Annotated in this window: 12 protein-coding genes; 7 read left to right on the top strand and 5 right to left on the bottom strand. The window is 67.2% G+C overall.

From position 1 onward, the window contains the following. Positions 1-179: 179 nt before the first annotated feature. The 3 genes from ACSJJU_RS14050 (at position 180) to ACSJJU_RS14040 (ending at position 7,685) form a co-directional block, all read left to right on the top strand. Entirely contained in the window at positions 180-2,540 is a 2,361-nt protein-coding gene (locus ACSJJU_RS14050; protein WP_435916222.1) for a beta-L-arabinofuranosidase domain-containing protein, read from the top strand. A gap of 521 nt (positions 2,541-3,061) precedes the next feature. Continuing rightward, a complete protein-coding gene (locus ACSJJU_RS14045) occupies positions 3,062-5,932 on the top strand; it encodes a TonB-dependent receptor plug domain-containing protein (protein WP_435916221.1) in 2,871 nt (956 codons plus the stop codon). 103 nt (positions 5,933-6,035) lie between these two features. Then, positions 6,036-7,685 carry an amidohydrolase family protein gene (locus tag ACSJJU_RS14040; RefSeq protein WP_435916220.1) on the top strand — a complete coding sequence of 550 codons (1,650 nt, stop codon included), beginning with the start codon at positions 6,036-6,038 and terminating at the stop codon, positions 7,683-7,685. A gap of 187 nt (positions 7,686-7,872) precedes the next feature. Here ACSJJU_RS14040 and ACSJJU_RS14035 read toward each other — a convergent pair whose 3' ends face one another. The 4 genes from ACSJJU_RS14035 to ACSJJU_RS14020 form a co-directional block, all read right to left on the bottom strand. Next, positions 7,873-9,312: an amino acid permease gene (locus tag ACSJJU_RS14035; RefSeq protein ID WP_435916219.1), complete on the bottom strand. Its 1,440-nt coding sequence runs from the start codon at positions 9,310-9,312 to the stop codon at positions 7,873-7,875. Positions 9,313-9,373: 61 nt separating this feature from the next. Continuing rightward, positions 9,374-10,027, bottom strand: a complete 654-nt coding sequence (locus tag ACSJJU_RS14030; protein WP_435916218.1) for a GntR family transcriptional regulator — start codon at positions 10,025-10,027, stop codon at positions 9,374-9,376. 5 nt (positions 10,028-10,032) lie between these two features. Next, on the bottom strand, positions 10,033-10,425 hold the full coding sequence (locus ACSJJU_RS14025) for a hypothetical protein (protein ID WP_435916217.1): 393 nt from the start codon (positions 10,423-10,425) through the stop codon (positions 10,033-10,035). 9 nt (positions 10,426-10,434) lie between these two features. Next, a complete protein-coding gene (locus ACSJJU_RS14020; RefSeq protein WP_435916216.1) occupies positions 10,435-11,433 on the bottom strand; it encodes a 4-hydroxyproline epimerase in 999 nt (332 codons plus the stop codon). 141 nt (positions 11,434-11,574) lie between these two features. Between ACSJJU_RS14020 and ACSJJU_RS14015 the strand changes: the two genes are divergently transcribed. The 3 genes from ACSJJU_RS14015 to ACSJJU_RS14005 all read left to right on the top strand — a co-directional run bounded on the left by ACSJJU_RS14015 (position 11,575) and on the right by ACSJJU_RS14005 (position 14,588). Further along, the gene (locus ACSJJU_RS14015; RefSeq protein WP_435916215.1) at positions 11,575-12,825 is read left to right on the top strand and encodes an NAD(P)/FAD-dependent oxidoreductase; all 1,251 of its coding nucleotides are present in this window, start codon (positions 11,575-11,577) and stop codon (positions 12,823-12,825) included. 4 nt (positions 12,826-12,829) lie between these two features. Then, on the top strand, positions 12,830-14,029 hold the full coding sequence (locus ACSJJU_RS14010) for a M24 family metallopeptidase (RefSeq protein WP_435916214.1): 1,200 nt from the start codon (positions 12,830-12,832) through the stop codon (positions 14,027-14,029). Positions 14,030-14,225: 196 nt separating this feature from the next. Next, entirely contained in the window at positions 14,226-14,588 is a 363-nt protein-coding gene (locus ACSJJU_RS14005) for a DUF488 domain-containing protein (protein ID WP_435916213.1), read from the top strand. A 10-nt stretch (positions 14,589-14,598) separates the two neighbouring features. On the opposite strand, the gene ACSJJU_RS14000 is transcribed toward ACSJJU_RS14005, so the two are convergent. Then, positions 14,599-15,786: an MFS transporter gene (locus ACSJJU_RS14000; protein WP_435916212.1), complete on the bottom strand. Its 1,188-nt coding sequence runs from the start codon at positions 15,784-15,786 to the stop codon at positions 14,599-14,601. 289 nt (positions 15,787-16,075) lie between these two features. On the opposite strand from ACSJJU_RS14000, the gene ACSJJU_RS13995 reads away from it, so the two are divergent. Next, entirely contained in the window at positions 16,076-16,426 is a 351-nt protein-coding gene (locus tag ACSJJU_RS13995; RefSeq protein WP_435916211.1) for a DUF6496 domain-containing protein, read from the top strand. The last annotated feature ends 14 nt before the right edge of the window (positions 16,427-16,440 follow it).

The raw sequence follows: 16,440 nt of genomic DNA, 5'->3' as shown, positions 1-16,440 counted from the left end.
TCGGGCCGTGCCCCGACCTTAAACCCGAAAGTGCACCGGCCGGAAGCCCGGCGTGGCAGATTTGGATTGCCGCGCAGAGTATTTTGTATACGATTTGCACATACGAGAATGGCTGCGCCGGTGTGCGACGGCCGTAAAGCAGACATGGCCTTCACGACCCGAGGGGGAGTAGACCAGAAATGATCGACCAGATTTCCATCAACCGCCGCACGCTGCTGGCCGGGGCCGCCTTCGCCGCACTGATGCCGACGAGCGTCTGGGCCGCCACGCGCGCCGCCGGGCTGCCGGATCGGGCCACGGCGCTGCCGCTGTCCTCCGTGCGGCTGCTGCCCTCGCCGTTCCTCGAGGCGGTCGAGGCGAATCGCGCCTATCTGCACCGCCTGGACCCGGACCGGCTGCTCCACAACTTCCGCGTCAGCGCCGGGCTCCAGCCCAAGGGGGAGGTCTACGGCGGATGGGAGAGCGACACCATCGCCGGCCACACCCTCGGCCACTACCTGACCGCCCTTTCTCTGATGTACGCCCAGACCGGCGACGAGGAATGCAAGCGCCGCGTGCATTACATCGTGCGTGAGCTGGCCGAAGTGCAGGCGGCCCATGGCGACGGCTACGTGGCGGGCTTCACCCGCAAGCGCGGCGACATCGTCGAGGACGGCAAGGTCATCTTCTCGGAGATCATGGCGGGCGACATCCGCTCGGCCGGTTTCGACCTCAACGGCTGCTGGGTGCCCTTCTACAACTGGCACAAGTTGTTCGCCGGCCTGTTCGACGCGCAGACCTGGTGCGGCGACACCCAGGCCCTGCCCGTCGCCCTCAAGCTGGCCAGCTACATCGACAAGGTCTTCGCCGCGCTCAACGACGAGCAGGTGCAGCAGGTGCTGGACTGCGAGTTCGGCGGCATCAACGAGAGCTTCGCCGAGCTTTATGCCCGCACCCGCGATCCGCGCTGGATGCGCCTTGCCCAGCGCATCGACCACAAGAAGGTGATCGAGCCGCTGCGCAACCGCCAGAACTCGCTGCCGTGGATCCACGCCAACACCCAGATCCCGAAGATCATCGGCCTCGCCCGCATCCATGAGCTGACGGGCACGCCGAAGGACCGGGTGGCGGCCGAGTTCTTCTGGGATACGGTCGTCAATGAATATTCCTATGTGATCGGCGGCAACGCCGACCGCGAATATTTCCCCGCGCCGCGCACGGTCTCCAAGCACATCACCGAGCAGACCTGCGAGAGCTGCAACACCTACAACATGCTCAAGCTCACCCGGCATCTGTACAGCTGGAGCCCGAGCGCGCACCTGTTCGACTATTACGAGCGGGCGCACATCAACCACATGCTCGCGCACCAGAACCCGAAGACCGGCGGCTTTGCCTACATGGTGCCGCTGATGTCGGGCACGCACCGCAGCTTCTCCAGCGACTTCGACCATTTCTGGTGCTGCGTCGGCACGGGCATCGAGACCCACTCCAAGCACGGCGAGAGCATCTACTGGCAGGGCGGCGACACGCTGATCGTCAACCTGTACATCCCCTCTGAGGCGCAGTGGCAGGAACGCGGGGCGACTGTCCGCCTCGACACCCGCTATCCCCATGGCGAAGACGTCACCCTGACGCTGGCCGATCTCAAGAAACCGGGCAGCTTCGGCATTGCCCTGCGCATCCCCGGCTGGTGCGAGGGCGCGAAGGTCGCCGTGAACGGCGCCGACCAGCCCTTCACCGCCCGGGACGGCTATGTGGTGCTGCGCCGCAAGTGGCAGAAGGGCGACCGCATCACCCTCCGCCTGCCCATGACGCTGCGGACGGAATCGACGGTCGATGACCCGAACGTCATCGCGCTGCTGCACGGCCCGGTCGTGCTGGCCGCCGACATGGGCTCGCCGCAGGAGCCCTTCAACGGCCCGGCCCCGGCGCTGGTTTCGGACAACCTGCTGGCCGGTTTTGTCCCCGTCTCCGTGGAGCAGAAGCACTTCCGCTCCCAGGGCATCGGCCGCCCGCAGGACATGGAGTTCCGCCCGTTCTACAGCCAGTGGGAGCGGCGCACCGCTGTCTACTTCCGCCACTTCTCCGAAGCCGAATGGGAGAAGGAGCAGGTGGCCTTCGCCGCCGAGCAGGCGCGCCAGCGCGATCTGGAGGCGCGGTCGGTGGACATCATGCACCTGGGCGAAATGCAGCCGGAACGCGACCACCAGCTGGAGGCGAAGAACAGCTATCCCGGCACCTATCGCGGCCGCCACGGGCGCGACGTGCGCGCGGAAGGCTACGTGCAGTTCCGCATGAAGGTGCGGCCGGGCAAGATGGTGTTGCAGGCCACCTACTGGGGCGAGGAGCGCAACAAGCACTTCCACATCCTGGTGGACGGCCAGCGCATCGCCACCCAGAAGCTGAACGGCGACAAGCCGGGCGAGTTCTTCACCGTGGACTACCCGATTCCCGAAGAGCTGACCCGCGGCAAGTCCGAGGTGGTGGTCCGCTACGAGCCGGAGGCAGGCCTCAACCGCGGCGGACCGATCTACGGCATGCGGATGCTCGAAGCAAAATAACTCAGACAATAAATATATTACTCAGACAAAAGGCGGGCCCCACGGCCCGCCTTTCCTTTATAAAAATCCTGTAAATCTGCGGACCACTCAAAAAGTCCGCACTAAATCCGCCCGTTTCGACTCCCCGTCACGCGGCGTTTTTCTCCGCCTTCCCGCACGAGACCTTGGCGCCCCGGTTCGTAACTGATGTGTCGCAAATTAGACACACTATAGAAACGAGCCGCTGCGCAGCCTTGGGACATCCTTGACTCTTAAATCACCTGCAATACGGTATTTTGTATACGTTATTCATAGGCGACGGAGATATCCGGACTAGGGGAGTCGGACGGCCACGCCGTGAATGAGAACGACCGCGAAGCAATCGCGGCGCAACAATCCGCCGACCTATGGGGGCTCTCGGGAAAAGGGCATCTGCGCCAGACCGGGACTGTATGAGTTGCGTGTGTAGGGAGACACCAATGCATAGGGTTCAGAAGATGACGCACAAGCAGCGGCGATCCGCTTTGCACCGAACAAGCCTCATGTCGTCAACGCTGCTCTGCGGCGCGGCCATGCTGGCTTCGGCCTCCGCATGGGCGCAGGACGCAGCGCCGGCCGCCAATGAGGTGGAAACCATCATTGTCACCGGTTCGCGCCTCGTCCGTACCGACCTGGCTGCGCCGAGCCCGCTCACCGTAGTGGGTGCGGAAGCCATCGCGCTTTCAGGCAGCGTTACCGTCGAAAACACGTTGAATGAATTCCCGCAGCTGGCTGCCGGTAACACCTCGAACGTCAACAACGGCGGTGGCTCGGGCGTTCTCACCGCCAACCTGCGCGGCCTCGGCGCCACCCGCACCCTGGTGCTGGTGAACGGCCGCCGCTTCATCCCGGCCAACTCCGACGGTTCGGTTGACCTCGCCTCCATTCCCGACGCGCTCATCGAGCGCGTGGACATCATCACCGGCGGCGCCTCGGCGGTCTATGGCTCCGACGCCATCGCCGGCGCGGTCAACTTCGTGCTGAAGGACAATTTCGAGGGCCTGGAGACCAGCTACAACTACGGCCAGACCTTCAAGGGCGACGGCGAGTCCCACAAGGTGGACGTGACCTTCGGCTCCAACTTCGGCGGCGACCGGGGTAACGTGGTGATTTCCGCCACCTACACCAAGCGCAACGAGGTGATGCAGTCGGCCCGCTCCTTCTCGCGCGTGCCGCTGGATACCTTCGGCGACGAGCTGGTCCCGGGCGGCTCGGGCAGTATTCCGGGCACCCGCGTCCCGCTGAACGACGCCCAGCGCGCCAGCCTGGTGGGTGTCGACCTGACCCCGTCGGGCGCGTGCTCCGCCATCACCGGCATCCGCTTCGGCGAGAACGGCGCGGTTCTGCCGTACTGCCAGCCGCAGGACGCCTACAACTACGCGGCCGACAACTACCTGCTGCGCCCGATGGAGCGTACGCAGATCTCCGGTCTGGCCAAGTATGACCTGACCGACAACATCCAGGCCTACGCCGAGGTGTTCTTCGTCAACACGACGAATGCCTTCCAGCAGGCACCCGACAGCTTCACCCCGCTGACGCCGGGGGCGCCGTCCTCCACCCTGCTGCTGCCGAACTACGCCACCAGCGCTGCCCTTCCGCCCGCGCTGCGCCAGTTCTTCGTCAACAACGCGCACATCTTCGACCCGGACAACGACGGCACGGCGGAAGTGGTGGGCGCGGGCCGTCGCGCCGACGAGCTGGGCCAGCGCTACTACGAGTACGAGCGTACCTCGTTCAGCCTGACCGGCGGCCTGCGCGGCGACTTCGAGGTGGCCGGCAGCCAGTGGAACTGGGACGCCTTCTACCAGTACCAGCGCAACCGCACCAACACCCGCATCGAGGGCCAGATCTCGCAGACCCGCCTGAGCCTCGGCCTCGACGCGATCGAGGACGACAACGGCAACATCGTGTGCCGCAATCAGGTGCTGGGCTGCGTGCCGGTGAACATTTTCGGCCTCGGCTCGATCAGCGCCGAAGCCGGCACCTTCCTGACCCCGACGCGCGCGCACAGCGATCTGTTCGAGCGGCAGGTGGCCGGCGCCTCCATCAGCGGCGCGCCGTTCGAGTTGCCGGCCGGTCCGGTCGCCATGGCGTTCGGTGTCGAGTACCGCAAGGACAAGTACAACTTCCGTCCGAGCGCGCTCGACCTGGGCAACGAGTATGGCCCGGTCTCCCAGAAGCCGATGGGCGGCAGTTACGACCTGAAGGAAGTGTTCGGCGAAATCCGCATCCCGCTGCTGGATTCGCTGCCCTTCGCCGACACCCTGGCCATCGAGGCGGCCGCCCGCTACGGCGACTACTCCTCGATCGGCAGCGTGTTCACCTGGAAGGTGGGCGGCGAATATGCGCCGGTTGAATGGATCCGCGTGCGCTCGGCCTACAACAGCGCGATCCGCGCGCCGACGCTCAACGAGCTGTACTCGACCATCAGCCGCGGCTTCGCCTCGGGCACCGACCCGTGCGACCGCTCCCAGAGCCCGAGCGCCGCGCAGAAGCAGCTCTGCGTTGCCCAGGGCGTGCCGGCCTCCGAAATCGACAACTTCACCCAGGCGACCCTGGGCTACACGGTCGAGAGCGGCGGCAACCCGAACCTGAAGGAAGAAAAGTCCAAGACCTTCACGATCGGCGCCGTGATCTCGCCGCCGATGCTGCCGCGCTTCAACTTCACCATCGACTACTTCTCGGTGAAGGTTGACGACGCGATCACCAGCATCAACGGCAACCAGACGCTGGGCGACTGCTTCCGCACGCTCGACCAGAACTCCGAGACCTGCCGTGCCATCGTCCGTCTGCCGAGCGGCCAGCTCGACTACGTGTCGACCAGCCTGAAGAACATCGGCAAGCTCAAGGTGGAGGGTCTGGACGTTCAGGCCGACTATCGCTTCGACCTGCCGGATGCGGTGTCGATCGGCGGCGACGGCGCGACCCTGTCGCTCTCCGCTGTCGGCAGCTGGCTGTTCGAGCGGTCCACCCAGATCCTGGCCGGCCAGGAGCCGCTGGACTGCGCGGGCACCATGGGCGGCGGCTGCACCGGCGTCGGCGTGTTCGCCATTCCCGACTTCAAGCTGCTGCTGGGCGCCACCTACAACTCGGGCCCGGTCACCTGGCGCCTCCAGGGCCGCATGATCGCGGGCCTGAAGCTGCACAAGGATGCCCGGTCGCCGGTCACCAAGACCGCGGACCAGTGGTACTTCGACACCTCCGCGGCGGTCGACATCACCAAGGGCCTGCAGCTGTTCGGCGGCATCGACAACCTGTTCAACAACAAGCCGCCGATCATGGGTACGGCCCTGGCTGGCGACGCCAACACCGACCCGTCGCTCTACGACGTGCTCGGACGGCGGTTCTTCGTGGGTGCCCGCGCCCGCTTCTAAGAAGAACAGGGACAACGATTTTCGGTTCCGCACAACTGAGCGTCGCTGGGCTTTCCGTCCAGCGGCGCTTTTTCTTTCAGCCCAGGGAGGAGACCACACACCAATGACAAAGATCAAAGACATGCTGCTGCGCTCGATGCTCGGCATCGGCATGGCCGCGGCGACGGCCGGCATGACAGTCGCCGCGCCGGAGACCACGGGGCCGGTGGATGATCCCATTCCGCCGCGCGGCGAACGGGGCGTCGGCCCCTACCAGCGCATCGTGCTGCGCAACGTCACCTACGTAGACGGCACGGGCGCGCCGGCCCAGGGCCCGGTGGACATCGTCATCTCCGGTGACAAGATCGCGGAAATCCGCCCCATCGGTGCGCCGGGCGCCATCAACGAGGCCGCCCGCCCGCCCAAGGGCGACTACGAGATGGACCTGACCGGCCACTACGTGCTGCCGGGCTTCGTTGACACCCACGTCCACCTGCACAGCCTGGCGGACGGGCAGAAGGTGCCCTCGGACTACGTCCTGAAGCTGTGGCTGAGCCACGGCGTCACCACCGCCCGGGATCTCGGCAGCGCGCGCCCCATCGAATGGCTGGCGAGCATCAAGCAGCGCCTCGCCCGCAACGAGATCGTCGGCCCGCGCATCGACATCTACCCGTTCTTCGGGCGGATTCTCGACAAGCCGGTGAACGATCCCGAAACCGCCCGCTTCGCGATCCGCGAGGCGAAGCGCCGGGGCGCGGACGGCATCAAGTTCATCGGCGGCATCCCCGAGGACGTGCTGTACGCCGCCCTCGACGAGGCGGAGAAACTCGGCCTCAAGACCACCATGCACCACGCCCAGCAGATGGTGGCCTACGCCAATGTGCTGCAGACCTCGGCCCACGGGCTCGATTCCATGGAGCACTGGTACGGCCTGCCGGAGGCCATGTTCACCGACAGGCGGATCCAGGCCTTCCCGAACGACTTCAACAACACGGACGAGCAGATGCGCTTCCATGAAGCCGGCCGTCTGTGGCAGCAGGCGGCCAAGCCCGGTTCCGAGAAGTGGAACAAGGTGATGGACGAGCTGCTGGAGCGGAAGTTCGTGCTGAGCCCCACCTTCACCGCCTACCTCACCAGCCGCGACTTCATGCGCATGAGCCGCGCCGCCTGGCATGAGGAATACACCATGCCGAGCCTGTGGGACTGGTATCGCCCGAGCCGGGTGAACCACGGCTCCTACTGGTTCGACTGGACCACCGAAATGGAGATGGCGTGGAAGGAAAACTACCGCCTGTGGATGACCTTCGTGAACGAGTACAAGAACCGCGGCGGTCTGGTGACAGTGGGCAGCGACAGCGGCTACATCTACAACCTCTACGGCTTCGGCTACATCCAGGAGATGGAGCTGCTGCGCGAGGCGGGCTTCAGCCCGCTGGAGGTGATCCACGCCGCCACCCAGGCCGGCGCCAAGGCGCTGGGGCGCGAGCACGAGCTGGGCACCATCCGCGCCGGACGCAAGGCCGATCTGGTCATCGTAAAAGGCAATCCGCTCGCCAACATGAAGCTGCTGTTCGGCACCGGCACCATCCGGCTGAATGACGAAACCGGCCAGGTGGAGCGCGTGGGCGGCATCGCCTACACCGTGAAGGACGGCATCATCTACGACGCCCGCAAGCTGCGCGCCGAAGTGCGCGAGATGGTGGCGCGGCAGAAGGCCGAGCGGAACATCCCCGCCGGCCCGATGGTGATCGAGGCGGTCGACACGTCCCGCTGATCACGGCGCCGCAGATCAACGCCCCTGGGGCGGTCACACCGGTGGCCGCCCCTTTTTCATGCGGGCGGCGCTGGAGGCCGGGGGCGCTGCTCCGGCCCCTCCATGCCTGCGCCCCCTCTTGCGCCCGCAAAGAAGAAGGGCGGCCACCGGTGTGACCGCCCTTCCCTGTCTTGCGTGATGCCGGTGGTTATTCGGCAGCAGCCGCAGCCGCCTGCCGCTTCACCACGCTGCGGGTGCGCCCGTAAGCCAGGTAGACCAGCACACCGAGCACGTTCCAGCCCACGAAGCGGATCAGCGTCTTGTCCGGCAGGCTGAGCAGCAGGTAGAGGCAGCCGACAATGGCCAGCGTGCCCACCACGAACGGCAGCGGGCACTTGAACACCCGCTGCAGATCCGGGCGCTTCACGCGCAGGACCATCATGCTCGCCGCCACCGCGATGAAGGCGATGAGCGTGCCGGCGTTGGCCAGCTCGGCGATCTCGTCCAGGCGGAAGAAGCCGGCAACGGCCGCCACGAACACGCCGGTGATGGCGGTGATGAGCAGCGGCGAGCCGGTGCGCGGCGACACCTCGCTGAGCTTGCGCGGCAGCAGGCCGTCGCGCGCCATCACGAAGAAGATGCGGCTCTGGCCGTACATCATCACGAGAATGACCGACGGCAGCGCGATGAGCGCCGCGATGCCGACCGCCCACGCCGCAAACGGATGGTTCAGCGTGCGCAGCACGTAGGCCAGCGGCTCGGACGACTTGGCCACCTCGGTGTAGTGAACCGCGCCAATGGCCGACAGGGCCACGAGCATGTAGATGAGCACGCAGGCCGCCATGGAGCCGACGATGCCGATGGTCAGGTCGCGGCCCGGGTTCTTGGCTTCCTCGGCCGAGGTCGCCACGGCGTCGAAGCCGTAGAAGGCGAAGAACACGATCGCGGCCGCCGCCATGACGCCGCGGGTAACGCCGCCCTCATCGGCGACGCTGCCGAAGCCGTAGGGCATGAACGGCGTCATGTTCGCGCCGTTGAAGGCCGGCAGGGCCATGAACACGAAAGCCGCCAGCGCGCTGATCTTGATGATGACGAGAATGATGTTGAACGTGGCGCTCTCGCGCGTGCCCGCCATCAGGAGGCCGGCAATGGACAGAGCCACCAGCACCGCCGGCAGGTTGATGATGCCGCCCCCGTGGGGTCCGGCCAGAAGGAGCGGCGGCAGATGAAGGCCGATGCTCTCGAGCCAGCCAACCAGATAGGCCGCCCAGCCGACGGCCACCGTGCTGCACGCCAGCGAATATTCCAGAATAAGGCTCCACCCCACGACCCAGGCAACGGCCTCGCCGATCACCGAGTAGGTGTAGGTGTAAGCGCTGCCCGCCGTCGGGATCAGCGTCGCCATTTCCGCATAGGCCAGAGCGGCGCAGGCGCACACCGCACCCGCAATGGCAAAGGCCAGCAGCACCGCCGGACCGGCGCGGTCAGCGCCGACACCGGTCAGAGTGTAAATACCCGTACCGACAATCGCCCCGATGCCCAAGGCGATCAGGTGCGGCCAGCTGAGCGTTTTCTTGAGAGATTGCCCGTGCCCTGGCGCACCCGCCGTTTCAATGGGCTTGAGCGGCCCCCACAGATTGATACCCACAGTCCTCGGTCCCCTTGTTATATACGCTTTTACACACAGCCGGCCGGTGCCGGCCGTGTTTTTACGATTCAGGAGGCAGCTGCTTGCGCAGGTCCTCCAGAGTCTGGCTGATGTGTTTGCGCATCAGCTCCTCAACTGCCTTACCATCACGGGCCAGCCATGTCTCCAGAAGACGGGCATGTTCTTCATTGGCGCGTTCATCGCGGCCCAGCGGTTCCAGATGCTTGCGAACGTAGCGATCGGAGAGAACGTGCAACCGCTCGAGGAACCGGCTGGTCACCCGCAATCCCGACGGGCGGATGAGCGCCAGGTGGAAGGCGCGGTTGAAGGCACCCACGCCCGAGCCCTTCTCGTCGGTGACGCGGTAGAGGGTCTCCAGCGTGTCCTTGGCGAACTGCCGCTCCTCCTCGCTGGCCTTTTCGGCGGCGGCCGCGACGGCCTCCGGCTCCAGCTTGAGGCGCAGGGCGTAGACTTCCTCCGCCTCGGCGGTGCTGAGCGGGCGGACGAAGAACCCCCGGTTGGCCTGGGAGCGCAGCAGCCCTTCCTGCTCCAGCCGGGCCAGCGCCTCGCGCAGCGGAATCTTGCTGACCCCCAGCTCCGCCGCCAGCGCATCCTGCCGTATGGCCCTGTCAACCGGAACCTGCCCGGACAAGATACGGTCGCGAACGAGTTCAACGAGCTGGTCAGAAAGGTTCCGAACGACGAGGCTGCTCATAGGCGTTACACCGGTTTCTGGTATTTGTTTCTGTTATTCGTGAAGTCGGCACGGATAACCCGTGCCCGAACACGCGGACCATAGCTTCTAGACGGCGTTCCGCCAATCGCTATGCGAAAATTACTAACAGCAGCAATCCGGGCAGGCCGGAGGGCGCGCCCGTCGGGATCGCGCCGCGGGCACAGGCCCTGTTTCCTGCCCGACTCGCGCTCGCGCGCGCCAATCTGCTGACGGGGGGGCCGCCCCCGGGCAAAAGCAACGGCCCGGGCGATGTCGCCACGGGCCGTCAACAGCACATCGGCCTCCTTCCCCTGCCCGTCCGGCGCCGCCGTCCGAGCGATCTGCCCGGCAACCCGGTTGCCGGCGAAGGGGAAGGAAAGGCCGAGGGACAAGGGCATCAACGTTCCTCAGACCACCGAGAAGCCGGCCCAGAACTTGTCTGCCCGGTCGATCCAGATGGTGTTGTAGCCGGTGGCGATGGCCGAGCCCTCGATCGAGGGGATGATGGCGGGCTGGTCGCCCAGCATGGTCTCGCCTTCCACACGGCCGATGAACCGGCTGCAGATGTAGCTCTCGTGGACAAAGGAATCGCCCACCTTCAGGCGGCCGGTGGCGTGCAGGTGCGCCAGACGCGCCGAAGTGCCGGTGCCGCAGGGGCTGCGATCGATGGCGCGCTCGCCGTAGAACACGGCGTTGCGGCCGTCCGCGTCCTCGGCCTTGGGCTTGTCCGCCCACAGCACGTGGCTGACGCCGCGAATGGTGGGCTCCAGCGGATGCACCGGCTCGTAGACCTCCCGCACCATCTGGCGGATGACGCGGCTCAGCTCGACGATGCGCGAGGCGCCCAGATCATCAAGGCCGGTGTAGGGGCCCTGCGGCTCGATGATGGCGTAGTAGTTGCCGCCGTAGGACACGTCGATGGAGAGGGGGCCGAAGCCCGGCACGTCGATCTCGATGCCGCGCTTGGCCAGATAGGCCGGGACGTTGCGAATCTTGACCGAGGCGACCTTCTGGCCTTCGGTCTTGTACTCGATCTCGATGATGCCCGCCGGCACCTCGATGCGCAGCTTGCCGGGGGTGCGCGGCGTGATGAGGCCGTGCTCCAGGCCGAAGGTCACCATGCCGATGGTGCCGTGGCCGCACATGGGCAGGCTGCCGCTGGTTTCAATGAAAAGGATGCCGCAATCCGTATCCTCGCGGGTGGGCGGATACAGAAAACCGCCGGACATCATGTCATGCCCGCGCGGCTCGAAGCAGAGACCGGTGCGAATCCAGTCGAAGCGGGCCAGGAAATCCTGGCGGCGCTCGGCCATGGTCGAGCCCTTGAGCAACGGAGCCCCGCCGACCACAAGCCGAACCGGATTGCCGGCTGTATGGCCGTCAATGCAGAAGAATGTATGACGCATAAAGTTCTGCCTTACCTTGCCGTCAGAAATGGTGATGGCGCCATAGACAGGGGTCTACTTCATCACTTCGGAGTTTACGGCTTCCTCCATTGAACAGGGGGATAATATACGGTATACGAACCGGCCATGCCAATAAAAAATATGCACCCTACAAGTTCGTCCATCGTGGTTGGAGGCGGCCTCGTTGGCCTCGCGTGCGCCATCAATTTGCAGGCGCGAGGCGTTCAGACAAGTCTCGTTGATCCGGCCGGCCCGCAGCGGCCGGCGTCGTGGGGCAACGCGGGCCACATAGCCGTCGAGCAGGTGGAGCCGCTGGCGTCCATGGCGACGGTCAAGAGCTTCCCGCGCCGCCTGTTCTGGCGGGGCGGCGCGCTCGGCCTGCCGCTGCGGGACATCGCCGCCTGGCTGCCGTTCTCGCTGCGGCTGCTGGCCGCCGCCCGCCCGAGCCGCTTCAGGGCGGGCAAGGCCGCCCTCTCCGCCGTGCTGGCGGAGGCGATCCCCGCCTGGCGGCGCCTCCTCGGCGCGGCCGAGTCCCGGCATCTGATGGTGGAGGACGGCCACTACATCGTGTGGGAGAGCGAAGCCTCCGCCGCCCGGGGCCGCGCGGCGTGGATGGGCGCCGACACCGGCACCGCCTCCTGCCGCGACGTGACCGACGCGGAGATGGAGTCGCTGACCGGGGTGATCGGCTTCCGCCCGGCCGGCGCGATTCGGTTCGAGGGCAGCGGACAGATCACCGATCTCGGCGTTCTGGCCGAGACGCTGGAGCGGCACTTCGAGGCCCTCGGCGGGCGCCGGGTGCGGGGTTCGGTCAAGCTCCTGCGCCGGGGCAGCAAGACGATTTCCGTGGTGACGGACACCAACGAGACGCTGGTGGCCGAGACGGTGGTGGTGGCCGCGGGCGCGGCCTCCGGCGAACTGATGGCCCCGCTGGGCTTCAAGGTGCCGATCATCGCCGAGCGCGGCTACCACATCCAGACCCCGAACACCCAATGGCCCGAAGGAATGCCGCCGGTGGTGTTCGAGGACCGCTCGATGATCGTCACCCGTTTCCGCTCCGGCCTGCGCGCCGCGAGCTTCGTCGAGTTCGGCCGACTCAAGAGCCCGCCGGACCCGCGCAAGTGGGCGCGGCTGAAGGCGCATGTGCGGGCGCTGGGCCTCTCCTTTGGCGAGCCCGTCTCCGAGTGGACCGGCGCGCGGCCGACCCTGCCCGACTACCTGCCCGCCATCGGCCGGGCCGACAGCTTCCCCGGCCTCTACTACGCCTTCGGCCACCAGCACCTGGGCCTGACGCTGGCGGCGGTGACGGGCGAGGCCATCGGCGCCCTTGTCACGGGCGAGACTCCGGTGGTTAATATCTCCCCCTTCTCCCTCGACCGTTTCAGGAAGTGAAATTATGACGCGCGGAATTGGCGGCTCCACCGCCGCAGCCGAACTGGCAAGCCTGACGCCGTGGCAGGATCGCGCCCCTGCGATCACCGTTGACGAACGCCTCGCCCGCATCGAGAAGGCGCGCCGCCTGATGCGCGAGAACGGCGTCGATGCCCTGCTGGTCAACGCGGGCATGAGCCTGCGCTACTTCGCGGGCGTGACCTGGGGCGCCACCGAGCGGCTGGTGGCGATGCTGCTGCCGCTCAGCGGCAAGCCGATCATCGTCTGCCCGAACTTCGAGCTGGGCAGCCTGGAAGCCGAACTCGCCATCGAGGCCGACATCCGCCTGTGGGAAGAGCATGAAAGCCCGAGCGAGCTGGTGGCCAGCGCCCTGCGCGAGCATGGCGTGCAGCGCCTCGCGCTCGACCCGGCCATGGCGCTGATGTTCGTCGACCGCATCCGCAAGGCCGCCCCCTCCATCGACGCGGTGGAAGGCTCCGCCATCATCGACGGCTGCCGCATGCAGAAGTCGCCCGCCGAACTGGCGCTGATGAAGCAGGCCAAGGCGATGACGCTGGAAGTGCACCGCCGCACCGCCCGCATCCTGCGCGAGGGCATCACGGCAACCGAAGTGCGCCGCTTCATCGACGAGGCGCACCGCGCCCTGGGCGCCTCGGGCTACAGCTTCTGCATCGCCCAGTTCGGCCGCTCCACCGCCTTCCCGCACGGCCTGCCGGGCGAGTCCTACCTGCGCGAGGGCGATGTGGTGCTGATCGACACCGGCTGCACCATCGAGGGCTACCACAGCGACATCACCCGCACCTACGTGTTCGGCGAGCCCAACGCCGAGCAGCGCGCCATGTGGGAGCTGGAGCGGGAAGCCCAGCAGGCCGCGTTCGACGCGGTCCGGCCGGGCGTGCCCTGCGAGGCGGTGGACTACGCCGCCCGCGCCGTGCTGGAGAAGGGCGGTCTCGGCCCCGACTACAAGCTGCCCGGCCTGCCCCACCGCACCGGCCACGGCATCGGCCTGTCGATCCATGAGCCGGCCTACCTGGTGCGCGGGGACAAGACCCCGCTCGCGCCCGGCATGTGCTTCTCCAACGAGCCCATGATCGTCGTCCCCGACAAGTTCGGCATCCGCCTCGAGGACCACTTCTACGTGACCGAGAACGGCGCCGAGTGGTTCACCCAGCCTTCGCCTTCCATCGACGCCCCCTTCGGCTGAGAAAGGCGAGGTCCCCGGTCTGCCCGTTCCTCCCCGCCTGCTCCCCGCTGTCCGACCGTTTGCGGCCAACTTGCAGGGAGGGGCGGGCAGACCTTCCTGCCTCCGCCCCCCCGCGACGGACATTCGCCCGCGAGACCCTTTCGGGGCGGGCCGTCCTGCCATAGGCTGACGCCTTGGACTGCCGCGCGAGGACAGGATGGGCACGCTTCGCACAAAACGCATCTACGACCCCGCCGCACCGGAGGATGGCGTCCGCGTGCTGGTGGACCGGCTGTGGCCCCGGGGGCTGACCAAAGCGGAAGCCGCCATTGACCACTGGGCGAAGGACATCGCCCCCTCAACCGACCTGCGGAAATGGGTCCACGCCGACATGGAGGCGCGCTGGCCCGCGTTCGAGGCCCGCTACCGGGCGGAACTGGCGCCGCAGACCGAGGCGCTGCGCGCGCTTGTCGCCCTCGCCGGGGACCGCTCCCTCACCCTCCTCTATTCGGTGAAGGACCCGGAGCGGAACCACGCCGTCATCCTGCGGCAGGTGCTGGAGGCGCTGGGGCCGGACTGAGGAGGTGGCGCTAGGCCACCGCCAGCCGGCGCCGCCGCTCCAGCAGGACGGAGAGCAGCAACGGCGGCAGGCCGCCCAGCGCCAGGGCGCAGCCGACCCAGCCGATGGAGGTCCAGCCGTAGCCCGCCGCAATCGCCATGCCGCCGAGCCAGGGGCCGAGCGCGTTGGCGGTGTTGAAGGCCGAGTGGTTGAGCGCGGCCGCGAGGGACTGGGCGTCCTCCGCCACTTCCATGAGCCGGGTTTGCAGGATGGTGGCGAGCGACCCGCCCCAGCCGATGACGAACACGTCCGCCATCACCAGCCAGGGGTTGTGCGCCGCAGCGGGGAACAGGGCCATGGCCGTGGCGCTGACCAGCAGCAGCCCGATCGCCGTCGGCATCAGTGCGCGATCGGCAATGGGCGGCACGATGAGGTTGCCGACGGTCATGCCGATGCCGAACACCGCCAGCACCACCGGCACGAAGGCTTGGGCGACGTGCGTCACTTCCACCAGCGTGACCGAGAGGTAGGTATAGACCGCGAACAGGCCGCCAAAGCCGATGGCGCCGGTGATCAGGGTCAGCCAGACCTGCACGCTGGCGAGCGCCCCCAGCTCGCGCAGGGGGCTGGCGTTGCTGTCGGGCACGTCGCGCGGAGCAAAGCGCCACACCAGAGCGGCCGTGAGCAGGCCCAGCAGCGCCACGATGGAGAAGCCCCAGCGCCAGCCGACCGCCTGGGCCAGCCAGTTGGACACCGGCACGCCGATAATGGTGGCAACGGTGAGACCGAGGAACATGCGGGCGACGGACTGGGTGCGCTTGCCGGGGTCAACCAGCGAGGCGATCGTCAGCGCGGCAAGGCCGAAATAGGCGCCGTGCGGCAGGCCGCTGAGGAAACGGAAGCCAAGCATGGCGTGATAGGAAGGCGACAGGCCGCTCAGCGCATTGCCCAGCGCAAACACCGACATGAGGGCGATGAGCATGGTGCGCCGGGCCACCCGGGCGGAAAGCACGGCGATGATCGGCGCGCCCACCACCACGCCGAGGGCATAGGCGCTGATGGCATGGCCGGCAGTCGGCTCGTCAATGCCCAGGTCCTTTGCGAAGAAGGGCAGCACCCCCATGGTGGCGAATTCGGTGGTGCCGATGGCAAAGGCGCCGACGGCCAGCGCAAACATGACAAGGCCGGGGCGCACGGCGCGGTCCAGAACACGACTCATAGGCTTTCCCGAAATCACCGACGGAGGCGGTCCGCCTCATTCCTGCTGGATGGAGGGCCCCGCCGCCCGCCGGCCGGCGCGGCCCAGGCGCGCTAGATGAGGCCCCGGACGGCGCTTTTCAAGTGCCCATCGGGCAGGGCAGCCATGCAGGCGCACCTGCGCCGCCCGCTTTTCGGGGCCCCCGTTCAACCGGGCGCTGGAGTGGCGCGTTGGACACGGGAGGGCAGACAGCAGAACGGGTGGAGCGCGTGTCGGGGGGGCACGCAAGCCCCCGGACCGGGAGACGGCCATGGCCAGGCAGACGAAAGCGCAGCAGAAGAAGGTCGGGCGCGTGATGCACGAGTTCAAGCATGGCGAGCTGGAGACCAGCCACGGGCAGACGGTGAAGAACCCGCGTCAGGCCATCGCCATCGGCCTCAGCGAAGCGGGTGCCTCCAGGACGCAAAGCCCGCAAAGGAACGCCGAGCGCCGCCGCGAGACGGAGGCACAGGCCCGCCGCGAGGGCGGCAAGGCCAGCGCGGGCAGAAGCGGCACCGGCAACCGGCAGACCAAGGCCGAGCTTTACGCCCGGGCAAGGCAGCAGGACATCCCCGGCCGCTCGCGCATGAGCCGGGACGAGCTGGAAAAGGCGCTGCGGTAACGGCGGACGGCAGG

It is taken from the genome of Pedomonas sp. V897 (genome assembly GCF_051304405.1).
Taxonomy (GTDB): domain Bacteria; phylum Pseudomonadota; class Alphaproteobacteria; order Sphingomonadales; family Sphingomonadaceae; genus Pedomonas.
The sequence above is the reverse complement of the archived record's forward strand: the minus strand, read 5'-3'. Positions and strand labels throughout refer to the sequence as shown.